The following is a 23,960-nucleotide window of genomic DNA, read 5'->3' on the forward strand; positions in this document are numbered from 1 at the left end:
CGCGATTGGCGAAAATGCGTTGGTGGAAATGGTGAAAATTATATTGACGCTAACAGGTCTTCGAGCAGGCCGAGGACTCCGCGCTGGCGTTCACGGCCTTCCCCAGGGCGCACTGGGCCAAGCTCCGCACCAACAACGTCCAGGAGCGCGCCAACCGCGAGATCAAGCGCCGCTACAGGGTCGTGCAGTCCTTCCCCTCGAGGGAGTCGATGCTGCGCCTGACGTGCGCGAGCCTCATGGAGACCGAGGGACAGTGGTCCCAGCAGCGCGTGTTCTCCGAGGCCTCGGCCGCCGAGGGCTTCGCCGAGCCCGCGGACAGGCCGGCCCCGACAGAGGGGAGGCGCCGCGCGCTCGGGCGGTGCGCCAGGGAGATAGTGGACGAGATAGTCGAGAGGCGCGGTCTCAAGAAGGAGTAATATCGGGACTTGCAGCGACGGACCTCAGGACGCTCTTACACCACGTCTGCGCGCGCCACCCCGCTATGGTGCTGTTTGATCAATTTAGGGACGCGTGTAAGCCGTGGGAGCGGCATTTGAGGCGGTTTTGGCTGTTACTAAAAAGGTAACAGTACTCATATTTGCCCTTTTTTGCCCACGGGGTCTGGAAAGCGCCGTCAGTGAGGTCTCAGGGAAGGCGTTTCGAGGCTCGAAGGACACAAAACGGGGGTGCAGGTTGTCCTGCGCCCCCGTTTTCTTGGCATTGCGGTTGTTTGCCGCCGGTTTTTACGCCGCTTCGTCGAACTGCGAATTGTACAGATCGGCGTAGAAGCCGCCCTGGGCGAGCAACTCGTCGTGCGTGCCCTTCTCGACGATATCGCCGTCGCGAATCACCAAGATCACGTCGGCGTTGCGGATCGTGGACAGGCGGTGCGCGATGACAAAGCTGGTGCGGCCCTGCATCAGCGCATCCATGGCGCGCTGAATAAGCTCCTCGGTGCGGGTATCGACGTTGGAAGTCGCCTCGTCCAGAATCAGTGCCGGGCGGTCGGCCAAAATGGCGCGGGCGATGGTCACGAGCTGGCGCTGGCCCTGTGAGAGGTTAGTGCCCTCCTCGTTGATCATAAAGTCGTAACCGCCGGCGAGCGTATGGATAAAGTGGTCGCAGCGTGCGGCGCGTGCGGCGGCCTCGACCTCGGCGTCGGTCGCATCGGGGCGTCCGTAGCGGATGTTCTCGCGGATGGTGCCGTTAAACAGCCAGGTGTCCTGCAGCACCATGGCAAACTCGCCGCGCAGCGCCGCGCGGTCCCAGTCGCGCACGTCGACGCCCTCGACGCGCAGCGAACCGCCGTCCACGTCGTAGAAGCGCTGCAGCAGCTTAATGAGCGTGGTCTTGCCGGCGCCGGTGGGGCCGACGATGGCGATGGTCTGGCCGGGCTGCGCCTCGCAGCTAAAGTCGTGGATGATGGTCTTGTCGGGCGTGTAGCCAAACTTGACGTGGTCAAACTCCACGTGGCCGGGGCGCTTCTCGGGAATCTGCGCGTCGGCCTTCTGCTCCTCCTCGGGCGCGGCCAGGAACTCAAACACGCGCTCGGTGGCGGCGGCCATCGACTGCATCGTGTTGCTCACGTTGCCCAGCTGCTGCACGGGTTGCGTAAAGTTTCGAACGTACTGGATAAAGCTCTGGATGTCGCCGGGCGTGGCATTGCCGGTCAGCGCGAGCTGCGCGCCTACCACGACGACGCCCACGTAGCCCATGTTGCCCACCAAGCTCATAAGCGGCATCATCAGGCCCGACAGGAACTGCGAGCGCCAGCCACTAATAAAGAGGCGGTCGTTTTGACGGTCGAACTCCTCGATTGAGGCCTCGGCGCGGTCGAACACCTGGATGACGTTCTGGCCGGCAAAGTCCTCCTCGATAATGCCGTTGACGGCGCCCAGGACTTGCTGTTGCTCGCGGAAGTACGGTTGCGAGAAGTGAATCATCACGGTCAGGATAATCGCGGCGGCCGGCAGCGTGAGCACGGTGACGCCGGTGAGCGGCAGGCTGATCGACAGCATCATGACGAGCACGCCGATAATCTGCGTCACCGACGTGATGAGCTGCGTCACGCTCTGGTTGAGCGACTGGCCGAGCGTATCGACGTCGTTGGTGATGCGACTGAGCACGTCGCCCTTGCTGTGTCCGTTAAAGTAGCTCATCGGAACGACGGCGATCTTGGCGGCGATCTCCTTGCGCATGCGATAGCAGATCTTTTGCGTGACGCCGGTCATGAGCCAGCCCTGGATGAGGCTGCAGACAGAGCTCGCCAGATACAGGCAGAGCAAAAAGCCGAGCGTCTTGGCAATCCAGGCAAAGTCGACATCGCCGGTGCCGTTGACCTTGGCAACTAAGCCCTCGAACAGTTTGGTGGTAACCTGACCGAGCACCTTGGGCCCCACAATGTTAAAGATGACCGAGCACACGGCAAAGGCGACGGCGGCAAACACGGCAATCTTGTGCTGGCCGATATAGCCGAGCAGCTGCCTCATGGTGCCCTTAAAGTCCTTGGCCTTTTCGCCACGACGCATGCCGCCCATGCGGCCCATGGGACCACGCTGGCGGGTGGGCTTGGGAATCTGAGTCTTGGTCTCGTCTGCCATTAGCGCTCGCCTCCTTCCATGACGGCTGCAATTTCTTTTTGGGTAAGCCCCAGCTCCTCGGCGGAAAGCTGCGACTGTGCGATCTCCAGGTACGCCGGGCAGCTGCGTAGCAGCTCCTCGTGCGTGCCGGTGCCCACTACGTGGCCGTCATCGAGCACGATGATCTGGTCGGCGTGCATGATGGTCGCGATGCGCTGGGCCACGACCACGAGTGCGGCGTCGGTAACGTTTTTGGCCAGCTCCTCGCGCAGGCGCGCGTCGGTCTTGTAGTCGAGGGCGCTAAACGAGTCGTCGAACACCACGACTTCGGGCTTCTTGGCCAGGGCGCGGGCGATGGCCAGGCGCTGGCGCTGACCGCCCGAGACATTGGAGCCGCCCTGGCTGATGGGGGAGTCGTAGCCGCCCTCGCGCTCGGCGATAAAGTCCTCGGCCTGGGCGATGCATGCCGCCTTGTGCATATCGTCATCGCTTACCATGTCGCCGGCAAACTTGAGGTTGCTCTCGACGGTGCCCGAGAACAGGCGACCTTGCTGCGGAATATAACCGATACGGCGGCGCAGCTCAGAGAGGGTCATGTCACGCACGTCGACGCCGTCAAGCGAAATGCTGCCGCCCGTGACGTCGTACAGGCGCGGAATCAACTGCACGAGCGTGGACTTGCCCGAGCCCGTGGAGCCAATGATGCCGAGCATCTGACCGGCATGCGTGGTGAAGTTCACACCGCTAATGACGTCGGCGCGGGCATCGGGGTACTGGAAGCTCACGTCGCGGAAGGTGAGCTCACCGCGCGGCGAGCTGGCCGCGGGCAGTTTGGGCGAGGCAGGGTCGTTGATGCTCGTGGGGCAGGTGATGACCTCATCTACGCGCTCGGCTGCGACCTCGGCACGGGGCAGGATGACCGAAACCATGGTGAGGATCATAAACGCCATGACGATCTGCATGGTGTAGGAGATAAACGCCATCATGTTGCCGACCTGCATCACGCCGTCGGACACGCCCTGCGCGCCAAACCAGACGATAAGCACGGTGATGCAGTTCATGACGAGCATCATGAGCGGCATCATAAAGCTCATGGCTCGGTTGGTGTAGAGCTGCGTGGTCATCAGGTCGAGCGACGCCTTGTCAAAACGTTCGAGCTCATGTTCCTCGCGGTTGAACGAGCGGATGGGCATAAGGCCGTCGAGCAGCTCGCGGGCGGTAAGGTTCACGCGGTCAACAAAGCTTTGCATCTTTTTGAACTTGGGCATGGTGAGGCCCATAAGCACGCCGACGACGGCCGAGACCGCGATGATGGCAACGGCGATGGTCCACTCCAGGCCGGTATGGTTGGCCAGGACGCGCATGACGGCGACGATGCCCATGACGGGGGCCATCAGACACATGCGGATAAACAGAGTTGCAGCCATCTGGATCTGCTGAATGTCGTTGGTGCAGCGGGTGATGAGCGAGGCCTGGCTAAACTTGCCCACCTCGGCCGGCGAGAAGTGCATAACCATGTTGAAGGTCTCGCGGCGCAGGTCGCGGGCGATGGAGCAGGCGGTGCGCGAGGCCACGGCGCCGGTCAGGATGGTGGCGACCAGCGAGATCAGACACAGGCCAAACATCGTGGTCGCCATGCGGCTCAGGTAGGCGTTTTGCACGTCGGCGGGGTCGATCCCCTGTGCCTTGTACTCGTCCTGTACATAGCTCACGGCGCGCTGGGTGACGATGGAGCCCGACATGGAGCCCATTTTGTCTGCCATATCGTTGGCGCCCTCGACGAGCTTGCTTTGGTCTACCAGACCGCCCTCGACACCCAGGCGCAGGCTCTTCATGGTGATCTTACCGCCGTCGGCATCGATCTGCTTTTGCATGTTCTGCGCCGCTGCGGCCTTCTGCTGCATCTCGGCGAGCTGCTCGGGCGTCATCGCTGCCATTTGCTCGGGGGTGGGCATGGCCTGGGCAGCGTTGTTGTCTTTCTCGCTGGACGAGCCCATCATGTCGCCCATGGAGTCGGCGTCAATGCCCTGGTCGAGCGAAAGGACGACAGTCTCGGGCAGGCTCATAATGTCGGCAATCTTGTCTCCATCGGCACGCTCTTCCTCGGTACCCTTGTACGTTCGAATGTCGTTTTTGTCTGCCTTGCCAAACGCAGCCTCTACCGTCTTGGCGTCCTTGGTGCTCATAAAGAGTTCAAGGTCGTCGAGCGATTCGGCGCGGATGGTGTCGGGTACGGGCGAGGCGATGCCGCCTTGCTGCACACCCACGTCGACGATGTCGCTCATATAGGTAGGCAGCGCCAGATCGGCGTTGCAGCTGATTACGATAAGCACGATAGCTGCGAACAGTGCCAGGATATGCTTTTTAAAGAGCTTGAGAATCCTCACTCGGCATCTCTCCTTTCTTGATTGCGGTCGATAATTTCGTTGGCACGCCTAAGAAGGCGCACCATCTCTTGGGTATCTGTTTCGCCGAGCTGCTCGAGGAAAGCCGCGGTGCGGGCCTCGAATTCCCGACGTTTGATTTCGAGATCCTGGAATCCCTTGTCGGTCACTATGACGTGTACGCGACGACGGTCAGTCTTTGAGTGCTCGCGCTCGACCCAGCCCTTGGCCTCGAGGGCGCGCAGAATATTGGCGATGCGGGCGCTCGAGACCCAGGCGCGATCAGCGAGTTCGCTCGGCGTGAGCGAACCGCCGGCGAGTATGAGGGCGCGCATGACGGCCATCTCGCCGCCGAGGGCTTTGTCCGCAAAACGCGAAATGCGCTGATGCATGCTGCCGAACTCGGTAAGGAGCTGACGCCCAAGTTCACGGAAATCGGTATCTTCCACCGAAAACCCCTAACACTAGAAACTATTTTCGGTGAAAGATGATACCCTTGCACGCGTACCCTATGCGGTAGATTTTAGGACATGTCTAGAAAACTACCTTTAGGCGACCTCCGTGCACCGTCGGCACCAGCAAAGTTAGGGGTAGATCGTTAGGCATGTTCCAAAGCCTACTCAGAGGCACTTTACCCTGATAAAGCTGGCATAACAGCTAGAGCGAACGTCGTACAAAGGCAAGGAAAAATAACATACAAATCGGTGAACGGTAGTTGTTCGCGCTCGCATTTCCTGCGGGTTTGTAAAAAACGCCCTTATGATATAAAAAAAGAAACATATAACAGCCCAGATGGAGAGGGTCGCTATGTTATCCTTCTCAAACGGGTGAAATCTTGGGTTTTGGGTTGTAGTTCCAAGGTGGACAAACGTTTTTCCCTGCACCGACGTGTGGTGAAGAACGGAAGAAGCCGGTAGTGCAAGCCGAACATTCAAGAATTCAATAAGCAGCGGTGTGAGAGAGCGCCGCATTACACGTAACTAGGAGCGTGGTTACACAATGCAGGAGGCATGGGAAGGCTTCAAGGAAGGTATCTGGACGGGAGAGGTTGACGTCCGAGACTTCATCCAGAAGAACTACACCCCCTACGAGGGCGATGAGTCGTTCCTCGTAGGTCCGACCGAGCGTACCAAGGAGCTGTGGGGCGAGGTTCTCGACCTGCTGCTTAAGGAGCGCGAGCAGGGTGGTGTCCTCGATATGGACACCAAGACCGTCACGGGTATCGTGAGCCACCCCGCTGGCTACATCGATAATGCCCATCGCGACAAGGAGACCATTGTTGGCCTCCAGACCGACAAGCCGCTCAAGCGCGCGCTGCACGTCAACGGTGGTATCCGCATCGCTTGCCAGGCTGCCAGCCAGCACGGCTACAAGGTCGACGAGAACGTTGTCGAGCGCTACACCTTCGAGCGCAAGACCCACAACGCTGGCGTCTTCGATGTCTACACCCCCGAGATGCGTGCTTGCCGCTCGGCTCACATCATCACCGGTCTGCCCGATGGCTATGGCCGCGGCCGCATCATCGGCGACTACCGTCGTGTTGCCCTGTACGGCGTCGACTACCTGATCAAGGACAAGGAGGCCCAGAAGGCTTCCACTCCGACGGTCATGACCGCCGACAACATCCGCGATCGCGAGGAGCTGCAGGAGCAGATCCGCGCCCTCGGCGAGCTCAAGATGATGGCCGAGACCTATGGTTTCGATATTTCCAACCCTGCTACCAACACGCAGGAGGCCATCCAGTGGATGTACTTCGCCTACCTTGCTGCCGTCAAGGAGCAGAACGGCGCCGCTATGTCCATCGGCCGTACCTCTACGTTCATCGACATCTATGCTGAGCGCGACCTTGCCAACGGTACCTTCACCGAGGAGCAGATCCAGGAGTTCGTGGATCACTTCATCATGAAGCTCCGCATGGTCAAGTTTGCCCGTACCCCCGAGTACCAGGCCCTGTTCACCGGCGACCCGCAGTGGGTCACCGAGTCCATCGGCGGCATGGGTGTCGACGGCCGTACGCTCGTTACCAAGATGAGCTACCGCTACCTGCACACGCTCGAGAACATGGGCACCAGCCCCGAGCCCAACATGACCGTTCTGTGGTCGACCCGTCTGCCCGAGAACTTCAAGAAGTTCTGCGCCAAGACTTCTGTCGCCAGCTCCTCGATCCAGTACGAGAACGACGACCTCATGCGCGTTTACCACGGCGACGACTACGGCATCGCCTGCTGCGTGTCCTCCATGCGCATCGGCAAGGAGATGCAGTTCTTCGGCGCCCGCGCCAACCTGGCCAAGTGCCTGCTGTATGCACTCAACGGCGGTGTTGACGAGGTCTCCAAGAAGCAGGTCGGCCCCAAGTATCGCGCCGTCGAGGGCGATACGCTCGATTACGACGACGTTGTGGCCAAGTACAACGACATGATGAAGTGGCTCGCTGGCGTGTACGTCAACTCGCTGAACATCATTCACTACATGCACGACAAGTACTGCTACGAGCGCATCCAGATGGCTCTGCACGACAAGCACGTGCACCGCTGGTTCGCTACGGGCATCGCTGGCCTTTCCGTCGTGGCTGACTCCCTGTCCGCCATCAAGTACGCCAAGGTCCACCCCGTCCGTGACGAGAACGGCATCATCGTCGACTTCGAGACCGAGGGCGAGTTCCCCAAGTACGGTAACGACGACGACCGCGTCGACCAGATTGCTCACGACGTTGTGCACCAGTTCATGGAGTACATCCGCATGAACGACACCTACCGCAACTCCGTGCCCACGACCTCGGTTCTGACCATTACCTCCAACGTCGTGTACGGTAAGAAGACCGGCTCCACGCCCGACGGCCGCAAGGCTGGCCAGCCGTTCGCCCCGGGTGCTAACCCCATGCACAAGCGCGATAGCCACGGCGCCATCGCTTCGCTGTCTTCGGTTTCCAAGCTCCCGTTCCGCGATGCTCAGGACGGTATCTCCAACACCTTCTCCATCATCCCGAGTGCGCTCGGCAAGGAGGATCAGGTGTTCTTTGGCGATATCGACCTTGATCAGCTGGGCGAGTAACTATTGTTAGTGCTATACTAACAATAACGATTACTGATTAGTGCGCCGGTTTCGGCCGGCGCCTATCGATCGAAGGAGACACATTATGAAGGTTTCTGAAGTTTCCGAGACTCAGGCCGATAACCTGGTCCACATGCTCGACGCTTACGCCGAGAAGGGTGGCCATCACCTGAACATCAACGTCTTCAACCGTGAGACGTTGCTCGATGCTCAGGCTCACCCCGAGAAGTACCCGCAGCTGACCATCCGCGTTTCCGGCTATGCCGTGAACTTCCATACGCTCACCAAGGAGCAGCAGGACGAGGTCATTTCGCGTACCTTCCACGACAAGTTCTAAAGGGGTTTAACTCCCGCAGGATCGCCGGGCCGCTTTGGGTTACTTTCCAAAACGTCCTCGGACATGCAAAGGGCTCCGCTGCGCGCTTCGCGCGGCGGAGCCCTTTGCGTCCTGCGGAAATGTTTTGGAAAGTAACCCAAAGCGGCCCGGCGGGGGTCCTGTGTAGTCACCCTTTAGGCGGAACTCTCCTAATTATTTGGATGAGTCGTTTACTTGCTTGTGCTGTTACCGTCTTCCCGCTCTTGTTGGGGTATGCTTTGTCCGTATGTAAACGTTTGACATGTTGATGGGGGAGGGTGCTATGGCTCGCGAGGGCGCTCGTTCTAAGGATTCTGCTAAGCCTGGCATCAAGGAAGTTGCAGCGGTGGCGGGGGTTTCGCCTACTACGGTATCTCGCGTGCTTAATAATCGCGGCTATATTAGCCAAGAGACCCGCGATAAGGTCCATGCCGCGATGGAGCGCATCAACTATACGCCCAACGATATCGCCCGTGCCATGCTCAACGGTCGCCTGAATCTTATCGGTATGATCGTTCCCTTTGTGAGCAGCCCGTTCCATGCTCAGGTTGTGCAGGCGGTCGAGCGCACGTTAGCGGAAAACGGCTTTAAGATGTTGCTGTGCAACAGCGCCAATCGACCCGATCTTGAGCGTTCCTATATTGACATGCTCCGCCGCAATATGGTCGACGGCGTCATCGTCAACTCCCTCAATATCGGTGCCGAGGCATATGCCGAGATGGGCTTGAGCCTGGTTGGCATCGACTGCGATCTTGGCGAGGGCTCTGTCCAGATTGCAAGTGACAGCTATGGCATTGGCGAGCTCGCCACGCGCCGTCTGATTGATGACGGCTGCAGGCGTATCCTGTGCCTGCGCAGCAATAGCCGCATGCGCATGCCTGCCAATAAGCGTACCGATGCCTACCTCGATGTTGTTGAGCAGGCCGGTTTGTCCGCGCTTGTCCGTGAGGTTGAGTTCGTTAAGCCCGACGACGAAAAGGGCGCGGTCGTTGCGAAGATCCTCGATGAGAACCCCGATATTGACGGCATCTTTGCGGGAGACGATACGATGGCGGCCATCTGTCTCAACGTGATGAAGCAGCGCGGCTTGAGCGCTCCAGACGATATTAAGGTCGTGGGCGCGGATGGTGCCCGCCGAACTATGACGTTTATGCCTGACTTAACAACCGTACGTCAAGATATCGATCGCATCGGAGAGCTCGCGGCGCAATCCATCATCGCTCTTATTAACGGCGATAATTCCGAATCGAATATCAAGCTTCCCGTTGAACTTATTGAGGGCAAAACCGCGTAGTTCATCCCGTGCCAAAAGAATTCCTCAAACGCCTCTGATGACCGTTCACCGGCATATATCAACCGTTTGCCGACGACTGGAACTGCGAAAAGACGTATTGGTGTGAAAACGTTTGACATATGAAAACGATTGACATATCTTGCCATTGTACCGAGTTAGTATGTCGTGGAAAGGAAGTCTCGGATGCACAAGGTGTATTACCAGCCTGAGGGAATTTGGGTAGGCGACATCATGCCGTACGGCGAGGACGGCACGTTCTATCTCTATCATCAGCGTGACACGCGTAACCCCGAACCTTTCGGAGAGCCGTTTGGCTGGGCACTCGCTACGACCAAGGATTTCGTCAACTACAAGGACTTTGGCGAGAGCCTTGAGCGCGGCGGCGACGAGGAAGTCGACCAGTACATTTATGCCGGCACGGTGTTTAAGGTGGGCGACAAGTACCATGCGCTCTACACTGGTTGCAATCGCGATAAGGTCCGCGCACGTTTGATGAAGCAGGTTCTTCTTCACGCAACGAGCGACGACGCCGTCAAGTGGGAGAAGAACATCGCCGAGACGCTGCTTCCGCCCCAGGAGGGTTACGATGACCGCAACTGGCGCGATCCCTTTGTGCTTTGGGATGAGGAGAACGAGGAGTACATGCTCATCCTCGGCACGCGTGTGGGCGAGGACAAGCGTCTGATGACCGGCCGCCTGGTCAAGTTCACCTCCAAGGATCTGACCAACTGGGAGTTCCAGGGCGACTGGTGGAACCCGGGCCTGTACACCATGTTTGAGATGCCTGATCTCTTTAAGATGGGCGACTGGTGGTACCTCGTCTTTTCCGAGTACAGCGACGGCAACAAGACCCGTTACCGCATGTCCAAGTCCATCAACGGTCCTTGGATTACCCCCGCTGACGACTCCTTCGACGGCCGCGCGTACTACGCCGCTCGCACCGCATTCGATGGCGAGCGTCGCGTTCTCTTTGGTTGGGTTCCTACGCGTGACGAGGGCGGCGACCCCAGCTCTTACCTATGGGGTGGCACCTTTATGCCCCTCGAGATCGTTCAGCGTGCCGACGGAACGCTCGGCACCAAGCTCCCCGACAGCATGCTTGGCGCCTTTGGCGAGGGCAAGGCTGTCGAGACCTTTGAGCTTTCCTGCGAGTCGGGCAAGGTCGAGCAGGTGCTCGCCGCGGATGCCGGCTCCACCTACTTGCTCGATGCCGACATTGAGCTCGGCGGTAACGCTGCCGGCTTCTCGGTCAAGTTCGCTGAGGACGCCGAGACCGGTCTTGCCTATGAGTTCCGCGCCAACCTGCGCGAGGGCAAGCTCGAGTTCACGCCGGCTCCCCAGTACCCGTGGTTCCAGGTCAACAACATGGGCCTCGAGCGTCCGTTGTTCTTTAAGGGCGAGGGCACTCACCATGTGCGTCTGGTCGTCGACGACGACATCGCGACCATCTTTGTCGATGATGTTGCGCTCAACGCTCGCTTCTGCAACAAGCAGGGCCAGGGTGTGGCGCTTACCGTCACCGACGGTGCGCTCAAGTGCGCAAACGCAACGATCGCGTCTCTGTAGCGGCAACGAACCGTTTTATGATTTAGAAAAGGAATGGAGAGGAACATGGACTACAAGGCAGTGTCCCAGCAAGTCGTCGACAACGTCGGCGGACTGGAGAACATCGAGGGCGCCACGCATTGCGTGACCCGTCTGCGTCTGGTGCTCAAGGATACGAGCAAATACAACAAGGCCGAGCTCGAGAACATCGATGGCGTCAAGGGCGTGCTGTACAACAGCGGCCAGCTCATGATCATCTTCGGTACCGGTACCGTCAACAAGGTTTACGATGAGTTTATGGCTCTGACGGGCGTTAAGGAGATCAGTGCTTCCGAGGTCAAGGGCGCCGAGGCGGACAAGAAGGGCAAGTTCTTCTCGGTCCTCAAGGTATTCTCGGACATCTTTATCCCCATCATTCCCGCCTTCGTCGGCGCTGCAATCATCATCGGCCTTAAGTCGTTGATCGTTGCCAACGGCCTCTTTGGCATGGAGGGCAGCCTCGCCGATCACAGCGAGTTCCTCAAGAACCTCGCAAGCTTCTTTGCCATTATCGCCACCACGTTCGACTACCTGCCTGTCCTGGTTATGTACAGCGCAGTCAAGCGTTTTGGCGGTAACCCGATCCTGGGCATCCTCGTCGGTATCGTCATGGTTCACCCGAGCCTTATGAACCGCAACACGTTCGTTATGGACCCGACGGGTGCTGAGTACTGGAACTTTGGTCCGCTCTCCATTCCCATGGTTGCTTTCCAGGGCGGCGTGTTCCCTGCAATTCTGACCGCCTGGTTTATGGCCAAGGTCGAAAAGATTGCCCAGAAGTACATCCCCGAGGTCGTTTCGTTCGTCTTTGTCCCGACCGTTACCCTGATTCTTGCTAACGTCGCCCTGTTCACCGTGTTCGGCCCGCTCGGTAACCTGATCGGTGACGTCCTCGCCGGCGTAATCGATATCCTGTACAACAGGATGGGCGTCTTTGGTGCCTTTGTCTTCGCCGCGTTCCTGCAGCCGCTCGTCGTTACCGGTACGCATCAGTTCATCCAGGGTATCGAGGCAAACCTTGTTGCCACGACTGGCTTCAACTACATCCAGGCCATCTGGTCGGTTTCCATCATCGCCCAGGGCGGCGGCGCCATCGGTATGTACCTCATTCACAAGAAGCACTCCAAAGAGCGCAACATCTGCATGTCGTCCTTTATCCCGACGCTGGTCGGAATCTCCGAGCCCGCTATCTTTGCTGCAAACATGCGCTATTCGATCATTCCGTTCATCTGCGCATGCATCGGTGCAGGCTGCGGCGGTGCCTTCGTCAAGCTCTTTGAGGTGCGCGCTATCGGTCAGGGTCTGACCGGCGTGCTTGGCCTGCTCATCGTCACGCCCGAGACCCTCGTGTGGTATGTGGCTGGCAATCTCATCGCCTTTATCGTGCCGATCGTCTTGATCTTTGCCTACAACAAGGCAAAGGGCGTGCCGACCACCGATGAAGAGGGCGCTGGCGCTGGCTTCGACGTTAGCTTCTAGTTGAGCCGTTCAGTGTAATCTGAGGATAAGTCCATTTGAGGAAGGGCGTTCGACTCGTGTGAGTCGAGCGTCCTTCCCCATAGACGAGAAAGTCAACGGCGATGTTTAATCAAAAAAATAAGGTGACACGCGCGGACTATGAGCAGTGGCGTGCCGGACAGGATGAGACGGCGGGTCGCATCGCGTCCGACCCCGATAGGCTCCTGTTCCATGTGGAGCCTGAGCTTGGCTGGCTCAACGACCCCAACGGTTTGGTTCAGATTGGTGATACGTATCACATCTATCATCAATACGATCCGTTCGATGCTGCGCATGGCGGTCCAGTGCTTTGGAACCATCTGACGACAAAGGATTTTGTGACGTACGAGAATCACGGCCCCGCACTGTTCCCCGATTCCGATTTGGATTCGAACGGAGCGTATTCTGGTTCTGCCTTTGTACGCGATGGCAAGATTCACTACTTCTATACCGGCAACGTCAAGCATTTTGACCGCGATGATTACGACTACGTGTTGACGGGCCGTGAGCAAAACCAGATTCATATGGTTGCCGAGAATCCCGACGAATTGGGCGAGAAGTGCATAGCTGTTGGACCGGTCAATTACCCCGACGATATCGGTACGCACGTGCGCGACCCCAAGATCCTTGAGCACGATGGTATCTACTACATGGTTCTGGGCGCTCGTACGAAAGACGACCGTGGCTGCGTGCTTGTCTATACCTCGCGCAATCTTGAGGACTGGAGCTATGCGACGCGCATTGAGTTGGGCGAGAAGTTTGGCTTTATGTGGGAGTGCCCCGATCTGTTTGAGCTCGATGGCGAGCTTATTCTCGTTTGCTGTCCGCAGGGTGTGCCTGCCGATGGTTGGCGTTACCGCAATCCGCATCAGTGCGTGTGGTTCCCCGTCGAGGCCGATTGGGAGGCGCCGAGCTTTAAGATCGCCGGGCAGGGCATGCCCCCGATGGTCGATGCCGGCTTTGATTTCTACGCACCGCAGTCTTTTGAGGATGCTGCGGGTCGGCGTTTGATGATCGGGTGGTCGGGTTGCCCCGATGCGACGGCAAAAAGCCCGACGGTGGCACGCGGGTGGCAGTGCGCGTTGACGGTGCCGAGAAAACTGAGCATGCGCGATGGTAAGCTCTGTCAGCAGCCGGTGCACGAGATTGAGAGGATGCGCGGCGACTGCGTTTGCGCGACAGGCGGTGAAACCGTTGAGGAGCCGGGCCGCCTGTTTGATCTTGTGGTTTCCTGTGAGGGCGCCCAGGTGATCGAGCTCGAAATCCGCAAGGGTGTCTTTGTGCGCTATGCAGACGGGATGCTTACCCTCGACATGGGTGACGAAGGCTATGGGCGCGACCAGAGGTCGATCGAGCTCAGCGAGCTTCGCGACCTGCGCGTGCTTTCGGACACTACGATGGTCGAGATTTTTGCAAATGGCGGCGAGGCGGCACTTACGAGCCGTACCTATTCGCCGGCGGTTCCGGCGATGGAGCTGCACGCCGAGGGTGCGGCGTCGATGAATTTCTACCGCCTCGTGCATTAACCGTGCGTGGAGCACGATTGGATTTGCTGGACGGAATGTGTCGCAGTTGTCGCGGCCAACTACCGCTTACCGCATATAGCGACCGTTTGCGGAATAAGTAACCCTCCTTAATAAACCGTGTGGAATCCTAGATAAGCACGGAGTTTTCCAGGGAGACGCTGTCCTTTGTTGTGTGCAAGGGGCGGCGTCTCTTTGGCGCTTGGACGCCGTTGTGCAACAGTGCGGCGGCGCGTGCCATGTATTGAAAAACCAATGTCGAGATGGGTCGTGATAATAATGGGCAAGTACGTAATCGTGGTTGAGTCTGGGTCGGATGTGACGCCGGAGCTCTGCGAGCGCTACGGCATCGTGCGCGTGCCCATGCATGTCACGATTGGTGACGAGACCGTCGAGGACGGCTCGATCGATCCGCTCGAGATTTATTCGCGCTGCAACGAGTTTGGCGTGATGCCCAAGACCAGCGGCTGCGCGCCTGCGGATTTTGCTCACGTGTACGACCGCATTCACGCTGAGCAGCCCGATGCGACTATTCTGCATCTCGCGTATTCCGAGGCCACGACCTGCTCGCATCAATCATCGAAGATCGCCGCCAAGGGTCGCGACTACGTGTTCTCTATGGACACGCGCTTTGTCTCGGTAGGCCAGTCGCTCGTTGTCGTCGAGACCGCCAAATACATCGAGGCTCACCCCGATGCCACCGTCGACGAGATCTTTGCATTTACGAATTCCGTCATGGACCGCGTGCTGCTGGGCTTTGTTCCTACCGATCTTGCCTTTCTTAAGGCGGGCGGTCGCTTGTCCAACGTCGCATTCCTTGGCGCCCATCTGCTCAAGATTAAGCCCTGCATTGAGGTGACGGGCGGCAAGTTCGTGGCGACCAAGAAGTTCCGCGGCTCTATGCTCAAGTGCGCCCGCGCCTTTATTGACCACATGGTTGCGAAGGGCGAGATTGACTACTCGCACATTGGCCTGGCGTATTCGGTGGGCCTTTCCCAGGAGCTGCGCGATGGCATGGAGGTCTATGCGCATGATCTGGGCTTTAAGGACGTTACCTGGACTCAGGTCGGCGGCGTCATCTCGAGCCATTGCGGCCCGACCGCCTTCGGTGCGGTGCTCACGCTTAAGGCGTAAAGGCCGCAGGCGAGCGTTCTTCAGCCTGACATCTCGACGTAGCCCCCAGCCATGGTGATGGGGGATAGATTAAAACGTGCCGTTCTAGTCCGAGACGTTTAAACGCAAACGCATGGGCTAGAATGACTCTGGCATTTTAATTGGTTGCATCCAAGGAGAGGCAAGGTAGCGCGAATGGCAGAAATGACGCTTGAGGGTGTGGACGCTCGTCCCGAGGACTCTGCGTTTGCCCTTGGCCGCGTGCATTCGATCGAGACGATGGGAACGGTCGACGGACCCGGCATCCGCTTTGTGGTGTTTGTTCAGGGCTGTCCCATGCGCTGCGCGTATTGCCACAATCCCGATACCTGGTCGGTCAACGGCGGCACCATGGTGACCGTCGAACACCTGATGGATGAGTTCCAGAGTAACCACGAGTTCTATCGCAGCGGTGGCATTACGGTGTCCGGCGGCGAGCCGCTCCTGCAGCCCGAGTTTTTGGCCGATCTGTTTCGTGCTATGCATAACAACCCCGATGGCCGTGTACATACCTGCCTAGATAGCTGTGGCTATGCATTTGACCCCAACCACCCCGAGAAGTTCGATGCCGTGCTCAACGAGACCGACATGGTACTGCTCGATATTAAGCATGCCGACCCGGTCGAGCATAAAAAGCTGACCGGTTGCGATCCCGCACGCATCTTGGCGTTCGGCGATGAACTTGCACGTCGCAAGATCAAGGTCGTTATCCGCCACGTGGTGGTGCCGGGCATTACCGACACGGTGGAGGAGTGCGAGAAGCTCGGTCGCCTCATCGCTCCATGGCACAACGTGGTGGGCCTGGAAATGCTGCCGTATCACACGATGGGTGTCGTCAAGTACGAGCAACTGGGCATTCCCTATAAGCTTGAGGGCGTACCTCAGATGGATACCGCGCGCATGCCCGAGCTGCGCAATGCCGTTATGGCCGGTATGAAAAAGCGCCGTGCGGAGCTCAGGTCGGCCATCGGCTAACAAGCCATTTTTGCCCCTTTATGATACCCGAGCTGTACTGGCCTAACGGCTTGGTGCTGACACGGTTGAGCCAAAATGCTGGTACCATACCGTGGATAAGCAATTTGCACGGATTTGGGGGATGGCATGGCAACCATCGCGATCATAGGCGCACTCGAAAAAGAGGTTGCGCAGATTAAGGAAGAGCTGAGTGGCACGCATGAGTCGCAGGAGGCGGGCTTGACCGTTGTGAACGGTGGGCTTTCGGGTCTGACAGTAGTCGCCACGACGGCAGGCATGGGGACCGTGAACGCCGCTGCCGCAACGCAGCATCTCATCAGCAAATACGCCCCGCAGGCCGTTGTGTTTTCGGGCATTGCGGGCGGCCTAAACCCTAAACTCCATATTAACGACGTGGTTATAGGCAAGTGCCTGCGCTATCTGGATACCGATACGGCACTCATCGCCGAGTCCGCGCCGGGGCTCGAGGAGTTTGTCTCGACACCGGCGTTGGCTGATGTTGCCGCCGCCGTGCTTGCCGAGCATGGATTTGTGGATGCCTCGGCGGATGAGACTTCTGCGGAGAAGGACCCCAAGCAGTTCCTGTGTGGCACTATCGCCACGGGTGATCGCTTTGTTACGGGTGACGCCATGCGTAACGCTGCGATTGAGGCCACGCATGCCGATTGCGTCGAGATGGAGGGCGCGGCAATTGCGCACATCGCGGCCAAGAATGGTGTCGATTGCCTGGTACTGCGCGCTATCAGCGATAATTGTGACGAGGCATATGACGCGTTTTGCGAGCGCGAGTTCGATCTGGACGAGTACGCTCGCACCGCGAGCGGCATCACGCTTGACATCGTTCGTCGTATCGCCGCCGCGCAATAGCACGCCCGTTTTGTAAGAACCTACGACCAAGGAGTGTCCATGGCCGATTCAATTAACTACCAGCTTGCCAAGTTCGTCGCCAGCTACGGCAAGGTTTCGCAGATTCCCGAGTCAACCTGTCCCGAGGTGAGCTTCGTCGGCCGCTCCAACGTGGGCAAGTCCTCCATCATGAACAAACTCTTTGGCCGCAAGAACCTGGTCAAGGTTTCGAGCACGCCGGGCAAGACGAGCAACATCAACTTTTTTGAGGCCGACGACGTGCATTTTGTGGACCTGCCGGGCTACGGTTTCGCCCGTCGTTCCAAGGCCGAGCGCGACCGCTGGGCTGAGCTTATCGGCGACTTCTTCGACTCAGAGCGCAGCTTTAACCTGGTTGTGTCGCTGGTGGACATTCGCCACGACCCCAGTAAACTCGACCATGACATGATCGACTACCTGCAGGGCAACGAGTTCAACTTTATCGTCTGCCTCACCAAAGCCGACAAGCTCAGCCGCACCCAACAGGCCCGCCAGGCAGCAGCCATCAAAAAGCAGCTCAACGTCCCGGCTGAGAACGTAATCATCACAAGCTCCCAGACCGGCGCGGGCATCGACGAACTCAAGCGCCGCATCGCCGAGGCCTGCCTCTAGCAAGTGCTCCTTACCAGCAAGAGCCCCTGCCAATAAAAATCAACTATCAGCTCGGCGCCCCTTCAAAGCGTGGGTCCCTGTAGACATCCTCAGCAAGGTAGGCGCAGGGACGGTCGGGATGTTCCCTCAAAATCATTCCGCAGCGCGAAGGCCCCTTGTCCGTCGCTCCGTAGGAGCAGGGCAAGGGGCCTTCATGCGCGAGGACGATTTTGAGGGAACATCCCGACCGTCCCGGACAGGTATATGGGGAGGATGTCTACAGGTACTCGATTTGAGCGCCCTCGGTGTCGCACGTCAGAATGTGCGTGTCACACTTGGGGAACTGCTCGCGCAGCTTGACCTGCAGGAACTTCGCCACGATGGTGTCGTCAGTCACGGCCATGAGGGTCGAGCCGGAGCCACTGATCCAGATGGTCTTGGCGCCTCCGTTAAGGCAGGTGTCGCGCACGGCGTTGTAGTCGGGGATGAGGCGGCGGCGATAGGGCTCCTGGATGCGGTCGTCGTTGGCGGCGGCAATCAGGTCGAGGTCACCAGTCTCCAGGCCGCGCGTCATGCCGGCGATGCGGCCCATTTGCCATACGGCGGTGGAGAGTGGAATCTCCTGTGGCACAACCTTGCGGGCCTCGCTCGTATGCACCTCGTAGGGCGGAATCACGGTAATAAAACGCAAGCGATCGCTCACCTCATAGCGCAGGCACTGGGGGAGCGAATCAGTCGGCGTAAAGGAGCAGACGGCGCCGCCCAGGATGGCGGGGGCGACGTTATCGGGATGGCCCTCGACCTCGGTGGCGATGCGGACGAGTTCGGCGCGGTCGACGGTGTGGCCTGTCAGCGCGGCGGCAGCCATGATGCCGGCGACGACGCAGGTGGAGCTGGAACCCAGGCCGCGGGCGACGGGCACGTCGGTCTGAATGTCGATAGCGACGGGGAAGGCCGGCTCGCCCCAGGCGGCCAGAGCATCGACAAAGCTCACATAGACCAGGTTATTCTCGTTTTGAAACTCCTCGGGGCAGCCCGTGATGGTGAGCTTGTCGGCACGCTCAAAGGTAAAGTGCGAGTAGAGGCTGACGGCCATGCCGAGGGTATCGTATCCAATGCCCAAGTTGGCGCTGGTTGCTGGGACGGTGATTTTGATCATGTGGGTCCTCCTGGGCGGGTCTGGCCGTTTAGTTCGCTGCTCGGGCAGTCCTGGCTCGCTCGGAAAGCACATTAAGTGCTTTCCGGCTCGTGCGGAACTCGCGACGAACTAAACGGCCAGACCCGCTCGCATGCTCGTCATTATCCCGAAAGCTAAATAAAAAGAAGGTGCGCCGGCTTTCGCCGGCGCTTAATAAGGGATCTAGTCGGTGCTCATTCGTTTTGCTGCAGACTCGACGTAGCCGGCCATCTCATCGACGTCGCAGACGTCTTCGAAGCGGACGGGTTTGGATTCGAGTTCGGCGAGCTGGGTCGGGGCGACCGTGTTGGTGGCCTGCTCGAGTACGCGCATAGCCTCAAAATCATCCTCGGGAACGTCGAGGCCCAGGGCGTCGCAGCAGGCGCGCGGGAACTTGTAGGGGCTGGCGGTCGAAAGCAGCACGCGAGCCTTGGCGCCCTCGGCGGGAGCGACCTTTTCAAAGACGTGATAGCCGCAAGCGGTGTGCGGGTCGATCACGTAGCCGTTGGCGTCCCAGCAACTCTTGATGGCAGCGCGGACCTCGTCCTCGCTGGCCCAGCCGCAGCCAAAGACGCTCTGAATCTTGGCCAGCAGCTCGGCGGGTACCTCGTAGCGACCGGTCTGTGCCAACTGCTCCATAAGGCCGGCAACGAGTTCGCAGTCGCCATCGGACAGGAAGTACAGCATGCGCTCCAGGTTAGAGCTGATGAGGATGTCCATCGACGGCGAGATGGTCGTGAAGAACGGGCGGTTACGGTCGTAGACGCCGGTGGTCAGGAAGTCGGCAAGCACGTTGTTCTTGTCGCTCGCGACGATGAGCTTGGCGACGGGCAGGCCCATGCGCTTGGCGTAGTAGCCGGCCAAGATATCGCCAAAGTTGCCGGTGGGCACACAGAACTCTACGGCGTCGCCAGCCTCGATAGCGCCGGCGCGCAGCAGCTGCGCATAGGCGGCAAAGTAGTAGACGACCTGCGGCACCAGGCGGCCGACGTTGATGGAGTTGGCGCTCGAAAGCACCGTGCCGGCGGCCTCTAGACGTTCGGCAAGCTCCTTATCGGCAAAGATGCGCTTGACGGCACTCTGGGCATCGTCGAAGTTGCCGCGGATGCCGCAGACGGCGACGTTATCGCCCTCCTGAGTGGACATCTGCAGATTTTGCACGCGGCTGACTTTGCCCTCGGGATAAAAGACGGTGATGCCCGTGCCCGGGGCGTCGGCAAAGCCGGCGAGTGCTGCCTTGCCTGTGTCGCCCGATGTGGCGGTGACGATCATGATGCGCTCGGCGCCACCGTCCTTGGCGGAGGTGCGGGCCATCAGGCGGGGGAGCATCTGTAGGGCGACGTCCTTGAAGGCGCTTGTGGGGCCGCCAAAGAGCTCCATCACATAGGTCTGAGGGGCGTCAGCACCCGGCGCTGCATCGAGTTTGACGAGCGGCGTAACCTCTTCACTCGCGAACGTGCCGCGGTATGCCTCGTCGACACACGCCGAAATTTCTTCGGCCGTGTAATCATTCAGTAACATTCCCAACACATCTTGAGCGATTTCAAAGTACGATTTATCTGCAAGCGAGCTGATATCGACCTGCTGGGTGCCGAGCTCGTCCGAGACAAACAAACCCCCGTCGGGAGCGATGCCGGTACGGATTGCCACCTTACTTGAGCACGATAAAGTGCGTCCTCGTGTACTATGATAAGTTCCCATATAACACTGCTCCTCGGATGCCTTGGTCCCAATCGGTGAAACCATGGTATCAGAGCGCGCAAAATAGGTTCGCAGAGGCTTTTTAGAAAGGTAACCTCCAGCCCATGATTAAGATTGCCAAGTTTGGCGGCTCGTCGGTCGCCGACGCCGAACACTTCAAAAAGATCAAGGCCATCGTCGACGCCGACCCTGCCCGCCGTTTTGTGGTGGTTTCCGCCTGCGGCCGCCGCTTTAAGGGCGACACCAAGGTGACCGACCTGCTCTACCTGGTTAACGCGCACGTTAAGTATCACGTGTCGTGCGAGGAACTACTCGAGGACATCGGCCAGCGCTATTTTGATATCGCTGACGAGTTGGAGCTCACCTATCCCATCCGCGAGGAGTTCGCGGCCTTTGCCGAGCGCGCCCGCTCGGGCGGCTACTCTACCGAGGAGCTCGTGAGCCGTGGCGAGTACTTCACCGCTCGCCTGATGGCAGAGTACCTAGGCCTGCCGTTCTTGGACGCCGCGACGGTTGTGGCGTTCCATCACGACGGTACGCTCAGCATGAATCGCACCTCCGAGCTGGTGCAGGAGTACGGTCAACAGGGCGGCTTTGTTATGCCCGGTTTCTACGGCGCGACGCGTGAGGGCCAGATCAAGCTGCTCGACCGTGGTGGCGGCGATATTTCCGGCTCGATCTTGGCTAAGTGCCTGGGTGCCGACCTGTACGAGAACTGGACCGACGTCTCGGGCTTCTATTCTGCCGATCCGCGTATTGTTCCCGAGGCTCAGCCCATTGCGCGCGTTACCTACGAGGAGCTGCGCGAGCTTTCGTACATGGGTGCGAGCGTCCTGCACGAGGAGGCCGTGTTCCCCGTGCGCGAGGCCGGCATTCCGCTGGTCATCAAGAACACCAATGCGCCGCAGGACCCCGGCACCATCATTAGCGAGACGGCTGACGAGGGCGAGGCAGAGCCCATCATTACCGGCGTGACCGGCAAGCGCGGTTTTGTCGCCATCAACGTCGCCCGCGACCGCACCAAGCCCCGCGTCGGCTTTATGCGCCGCGCGCTTTCGGTCTTCGAGCGTTATGACGTTTCCGTCGAGCACATGCCCACCGGTGTCGACCGCTTTGGCGCCGTGGTGCAGGAGCAGGACGTTCACGATTCGCTGTACTCGCTCGTGGGCGACATTCAGCAGGAGGTCGAGCCGCTCGAGATCGAGGTTGTCGAGGGCTTGGCGCTCATTGCGACCGTTGGCCGTAACCTGCGCGGTCGCGCGGGCATCTCGGGCCATCTGTTTGGCATGCTTGGCCAGGCCGGCGTGAGCGTGCGCATGATTTCGCAGAGCTGCGACGAGATCAACATCATTATCGGTGTCGAGGAGAAGGACTTCGATCTGGCGATCCGGACCATCTACCGTGCCTTCTCCGATGAGAACGGCATTGTGAAGGTCTCCGACCTGGAGGCTCCCGCGCCGGTCGATCCCGCCCTGTCAGCACTCCACAAGTAGCGACTGTCTCGGTAGATTGTTGGGGCACGCGCCAAAAATCTACGGCGGGGCGTTTCGTTTCGGTTTCGTTTCGACGGGGCGGGTTTCGTGCCTGCCCCGTTCTTGTATTCACTGGCAACAATAATCGGCCTGCTCGGCGTGCGGGCAAAAGCCAAAACCTTTAAAGGGGGAAGCATGAAACAGTACACGGTTGCTATTTTGGGCGCGACGGGAGCCGTGGGCACCCAGATGCTCGAGTGCCTCAACGAGCAGGAGTTCCCGGTCAGCAAGCTCAAGCTGTTGGCAAGTGCACGCTCCGCGGGCAAGACCGTCGAGTTCCGTGGCGAGCAGATCGTGATTGAAGAGGCTTGCCCCGAGGCCTTTGAGGGCTGCGATATTGTGCTTGGCGCCGCCGGCGACGATATCGCGAAGGAGCTGCTGCCCGAGGCCGTCAAGCGCGGCGCCGTCGTGGTCGACAACAGCCACGCCTTCCGCATGGATCCCGAGGTGCCGCTGGTCGTGCCCGAGATCAATGCCGACGACATCAAGTGGCATCACGGCCTTATCGCCAACCCCAACTGCGCGACCATTATCGGCCTGGTTCCCACGTGGCCGCTGCATCAGCTCGCTGGCGTGAAACGCATGATCGTCTCGACGTACCAGGCGGCTTCGGGTGCTGGCGCCCCCGGCATGGCCGAGCTCGAGGCTCAGTTGGCCGCCCTGGGCCGTGGCGAGGAGATTCCCGAGCCGCGCGCGTTTGCCGCCCAGCTGGCGAGTAACCTGATTCCGCAGATCGGCGGCGTCAAGGAGGAGGGCTTTACCTCCGAGGAGATGAAGCTGCAAAACGAGGGCCGCAAGATCATGCACCTGCCCGAGCTGCGCGTGAACTGCACCTGCGTGCGCGTGCCTGTGCTGCGCTCGCACTCCGAGAGCATTACGCTCGAGTTCGAGCGTGACATTACGGTTGAGGAGGCCCGTGCCGCGCTGGCTGCCGCTCCCGGCGTCAAGCTGGTTGACGATATGGCTGCCGAGGATGCACACGACCGCTTCCCCATGCCGATGGATACGTCCGACCAGGACCTGATTTGGGTCGGCCGCGTGCGTCGTGACATCTCGAACCCCGAGGCTGCGCGCGGCATCACCTTCTGGTGCTGCGGCGACCAAATCCGTAAGGGCGCGGCAACCAACGCCGTCCAGATCGCTAAGCTGCTCTGCGAGTAGTGTGACCTGTCCGGCGGGGGCCGGGCTTGGTTTTCAGAACGTCCTCGACCATGTGTGGCGCCTTGTCCTGCTCCTTCGGAGCCGCGGACAAGGCGCCACACTGGTCTGCGGAGTGTTCTGAAAACCAAGCCCAGTCCCCGCCTGCGGTGACGCTGCTGCAAGCGGTCTGCGATGGGGCCGTTGTTGGTTGGGGCCGCTGGGCTGATGTGGGGGCGCGTGGTTGTTGCGGGCCCTGGTCCCGGCGGCGGCCTCGGCGCTTTGCGCCTGCCGCCTTGGGGGGACTGTGGGGCGCGGCCGGCAGCTGCGGCGCGTTGCGCTTGCTGCCTGGGGTGACTGCGGGGCCGTGACGGCAGCCGCGGCGCTGTCGCGCCTGCTGCCTGGGGCGACTTTGGGGTTGGGGTGAATCGGGGTCTAATACTTTCCCGTGAAGTGAACGAGCTTATTTGGACCCCCGAAGCATTGGCATATTTTGACCGCTATTTCCTGCGGTTTTACAGCGTGAATCCTGCGGTTTTTTGGGCTAAAGGTGTGGATGCTCCG

At 59.5% G+C, this 23,960-nt stretch carries 18 protein-coding genes and 1 pseudogene; 14 read left to right on the forward strand and 5 right to left on the reverse strand.

Annotated elements, in window-relative coordinates; genetic code table 11:
• Positions 1 to 68: 68 nt before the first annotated feature.
• A pseudogene (locus JMJ97_RS05095) lies at positions 69 to 231 on the forward strand (transposase); the annotation flags it as partial.
• Positions 210 to 416 carry a hypothetical protein gene (locus JMJ97_RS05100; protein WP_260699410.1) on the forward strand — a complete coding sequence of 69 codons (207 nt, stop codon included), beginning with the start codon at positions 210 to 212 and terminating at the stop codon, positions 414 to 416. The pseudogene JMJ97_RS05095 and the gene JMJ97_RS05100, both read left to right, overlap by 22 nt.
• A 306-nt stretch (positions 417 to 722) precedes the next feature.
• On the opposite strand, the gene JMJ97_RS05105 is transcribed toward JMJ97_RS05100, so the two are convergent.
• The 3 genes from JMJ97_RS05105 to JMJ97_RS05115 are packed head-to-tail and all read right to left on the reverse strand — an operon-like array spanning position 723 to position 5,391.
• The gene (locus tag JMJ97_RS05105; RefSeq protein WP_117855785.1) at positions 723 to 2,579 is read right to left on the reverse strand and encodes an ABC transporter ATP-binding protein; all 1,857 of its coding nucleotides are present in this window, start codon (positions 2,577 to 2,579) and stop codon (positions 723 to 725) included.
• Entirely contained in the window at positions 2,579 to 4,945 is a 2,367-nt protein-coding gene (locus JMJ97_RS05110; protein WP_260699374.1) for an ABC transporter ATP-binding protein, read from the reverse strand. The genes JMJ97_RS05105 and JMJ97_RS05110 overlap by 1 nt, the downstream gene beginning before the upstream one ends.
• Positions 4,942 to 5,391: a MarR family winged helix-turn-helix transcriptional regulator gene (locus JMJ97_RS05115; RefSeq protein ID WP_260699375.1), complete on the reverse strand. Its 450-nt coding sequence runs from the start codon at positions 5,389 to 5,391 to the stop codon at positions 4,942 to 4,944. Before JMJ97_RS05115 ends, JMJ97_RS05110 begins: the two co-directional genes overlap by 4 nt.
• Before the next feature lie 550 nt (positions 5,392 to 5,941).
• Between JMJ97_RS05115 and pflB the strand changes: the two genes are divergently transcribed.
• From pflB to yihA, 10 genes are all read left to right on the forward strand, one after another.
• Positions 5,942 to 7,993 (forward strand): formate C-acetyltransferase, encoded by a 2,052-nt coding sequence (gene pflB, locus JMJ97_RS05120; protein ID WP_195543963.1) that lies wholly within the window; start codon positions 5,942 to 5,944, stop codon positions 7,991 to 7,993.
• 85 nt (positions 7,994 to 8,078) lie between these two features.
• On the forward strand, positions 8,079 to 8,330 hold the full coding sequence (gene grcA3 / locus JMJ97_RS05125) for an autonomous glycyl radical cofactor GrcA3 (RefSeq protein WP_117583521.1): 252 nt from the start codon (positions 8,079 to 8,081) through the stop codon (positions 8,328 to 8,330).
• A 301-nt stretch (positions 8,331 to 8,631) separates the two neighbouring features.
• Positions 8,632 to 9,642, forward strand: a complete 1,011-nt coding sequence (locus JMJ97_RS05130) for a LacI family DNA-binding transcriptional regulator (RefSeq protein WP_260699376.1) — start codon at positions 8,632 to 8,634, stop codon at positions 9,640 to 9,642.
• Positions 9,643 to 9,825: 183 nt separating this feature from the next.
• Complete coding sequence (locus JMJ97_RS05135; RefSeq protein WP_260699377.1) at positions 9,826 to 11,208, forward strand: family 43 glycosylhydrolase; 1,383 nt, start codon at positions 9,826 to 9,828, stop codon at positions 11,206 to 11,208.
• A 45-nt stretch (positions 11,209 to 11,253) separates the two neighbouring features.
• The gene (locus JMJ97_RS05140; protein ID WP_052044095.1) at positions 11,254 to 12,705 is read left to right on the forward strand and encodes a PTS transporter subunit EIIC; all 1,452 of its coding nucleotides are present in this window, start codon (positions 11,254 to 11,256) and stop codon (positions 12,703 to 12,705) included.
• A 101-nt stretch (positions 12,706 to 12,806) separates the two neighbouring features.
• On the forward strand, positions 12,807 to 14,249 hold the full coding sequence (locus tag JMJ97_RS05145; protein ID WP_260699378.1) for a glycoside hydrolase family 32 protein: 1,443 nt from the start codon (positions 12,807 to 12,809) through the stop codon (positions 14,247 to 14,249).
• 276 nt (positions 14,250 to 14,525) lie between these two features.
• The gene (locus tag JMJ97_RS05150) at positions 14,526 to 15,380 is read left to right on the forward strand and encodes a DegV family protein (RefSeq protein ID WP_260699379.1); all 855 of its coding nucleotides are present in this window, start codon (positions 14,526 to 14,528) and stop codon (positions 15,378 to 15,380) included.
• Between the two features lie 174 nt (positions 15,381 to 15,554).
• Positions 15,555 to 16,373, forward strand: a complete 819-nt coding sequence (gene pflA / locus JMJ97_RS05155; RefSeq protein ID WP_117766536.1) for a pyruvate formate-lyase-activating protein — start codon at positions 15,555 to 15,557, stop codon at positions 16,371 to 16,373.
• 126 nt (positions 16,374 to 16,499) lie between these two features.
• A complete protein-coding gene (gene mtnN, locus JMJ97_RS05160; protein WP_117766538.1) occupies positions 16,500 to 17,240 on the forward strand; it encodes a 5'-methylthioadenosine/S-adenosylhomocysteine nucleosidase in 741 nt (246 codons plus the stop codon).
• Between the two features lie 39 nt (positions 17,241 to 17,279).
• Entirely contained in the window at positions 17,280 to 17,870 is a 591-nt protein-coding gene (gene yihA / locus JMJ97_RS05165) for a ribosome biogenesis GTP-binding protein YihA/YsxC (RefSeq protein ID WP_260699380.1), read from the forward strand.
• A gap of 256 nt (positions 17,871 to 18,126) precedes the next feature.
• On the opposite strand, the gene thrB is transcribed toward yihA, so the two are convergent.
• On the reverse strand, positions 18,127 to 19,008 hold the full coding sequence (gene thrB, locus JMJ97_RS05170; protein WP_006234874.1) for a homoserine kinase: 882 nt from the start codon (positions 19,006 to 19,008) through the stop codon (positions 18,127 to 18,129).
• A 201-nt stretch (positions 19,009 to 19,209) separates the two neighbouring features.
• A complete protein-coding gene (gene thrC / locus JMJ97_RS05175; RefSeq protein WP_260699381.1) occupies positions 19,210 to 20,727 on the reverse strand; it encodes a threonine synthase in 1,518 nt (505 codons plus the stop codon).
• Between the two features lie 104 nt (positions 20,728 to 20,831).
• On the opposite strand from thrC, the gene JMJ97_RS05180 reads away from it, so the two are divergent.
• Together JMJ97_RS05180 and JMJ97_RS05185 are read left to right on the forward strand one after the other, a co-directional pair.
• Positions 20,832 to 22,220, forward strand: a complete 1,389-nt coding sequence (locus tag JMJ97_RS05180; RefSeq protein ID WP_260699382.1) for an aspartate kinase — start codon at positions 20,832 to 20,834, stop codon at positions 22,218 to 22,220.
• A gap of 174 nt (positions 22,221 to 22,394) precedes the next feature.
• Positions 22,395 to 23,420, forward strand: coding sequence for an aspartate-semialdehyde dehydrogenase (locus tag JMJ97_RS05185; protein WP_195920160.1), 1,026 nt, complete (start codon positions 22,395 to 22,397; stop codon positions 23,418 to 23,420).
• The last annotated feature ends 540 nt before the right edge of the window (positions 23,421 to 23,960 follow it).

It is taken from the genome of Collinsella aerofaciens, assembly GCF_025289055.1.
GTDB lineage: Bacteria > Actinomycetota > Coriobacteriia > Coriobacteriales > Coriobacteriaceae > Collinsella.

Bases quoted from the DNA above. Each gene is read 5' to 3' on its own strand.
- JMJ97_RS05145 (WP_260699378.1), top strand. From the start codon at position 12,807: ATGTTTAATCAAAAAAATAAGGTGACACGCGCGGACTATGAGCAGTGG.
- JMJ97_RS05135 (WP_260699377.1), top strand. From the start codon at position 9,826: ATGCACAAGGTGTATTACCAGCCTGAGGGAATTTGGGTAGGCGACATC.
- pflB (WP_195543963.1), top strand. From the start codon at position 5,942: ATGCAGGAGGCATGGGAAGGCTTCAAGGAAGGTATCTGGACGGGAGAG.
- pflA (WP_117766536.1), top strand. From the start codon at position 15,555: ATGGCAGAAATGACGCTTGAGGGTGTGGACGCTCGTCCCGAGGACTCT.
- JMJ97_RS05140 (WP_052044095.1), top strand. From the start codon at position 11,254: ATGGACTACAAGGCAGTGTCCCAGCAAGTCGTCGACAACGTCGGCGGA.
- JMJ97_RS05130 (WP_260699376.1), top strand. From the start codon at position 8,632: ATGGCTCGCGAGGGCGCTCGTTCTAAGGATTCTGCTAAGCCTGGCATC.
- JMJ97_RS05180 (WP_260699382.1), top strand. From the start codon at position 20,832: ATGATTAAGATTGCCAAGTTTGGCGGCTCGTCGGTCGCCGACGCCGAA.
- JMJ97_RS05150 (WP_260699379.1), top strand. From the start codon at position 14,526: ATGGGCAAGTACGTAATCGTGGTTGAGTCTGGGTCGGATGTGACGCCG.
- JMJ97_RS05100 (WP_260699410.1), top strand. From the start codon at position 210: ATGCTGCGCCTGACGTGCGCGAGCCTCATGGAGACCGAGGGACAGTGG.
- yihA (WP_260699380.1), top strand. From the start codon at position 17,280: ATGGCCGATTCAATTAACTACCAGCTTGCCAAGTTCGTCGCCAGCTAC.
- JMJ97_RS05185 (WP_195920160.1), top strand. From the start codon at position 22,395: ATGAAACAGTACACGGTTGCTATTTTGGGCGCGACGGGAGCCGTGGGC.
- thrB (WP_006234874.1), bottom strand. From the start codon at position 19,008: ATGATCAAAATCACCGTCCCAGCAACCAGCGCCAACTTGGGCATTGGA.
- JMJ97_RS05105 (WP_117855785.1), bottom strand. From the start codon at position 2,579: ATGGCAGACGAGACCAAGACTCAGATTCCCAAGCCCACCCGCCAGCGT.
- thrC (WP_260699381.1), bottom strand. From the start codon at position 20,727: ATGGGAACTTATCATAGTACACGAGGACGCACTTTATCGTGCTCAAGT.
- grcA3 (WP_117583521.1), top strand. From the start codon at position 8,079: ATGAAGGTTTCTGAAGTTTCCGAGACTCAGGCCGATAACCTGGTCCAC.
- mtnN (WP_117766538.1), top strand. From the start codon at position 16,500: ATGGCAACCATCGCGATCATAGGCGCACTCGAAAAAGAGGTTGCGCAG.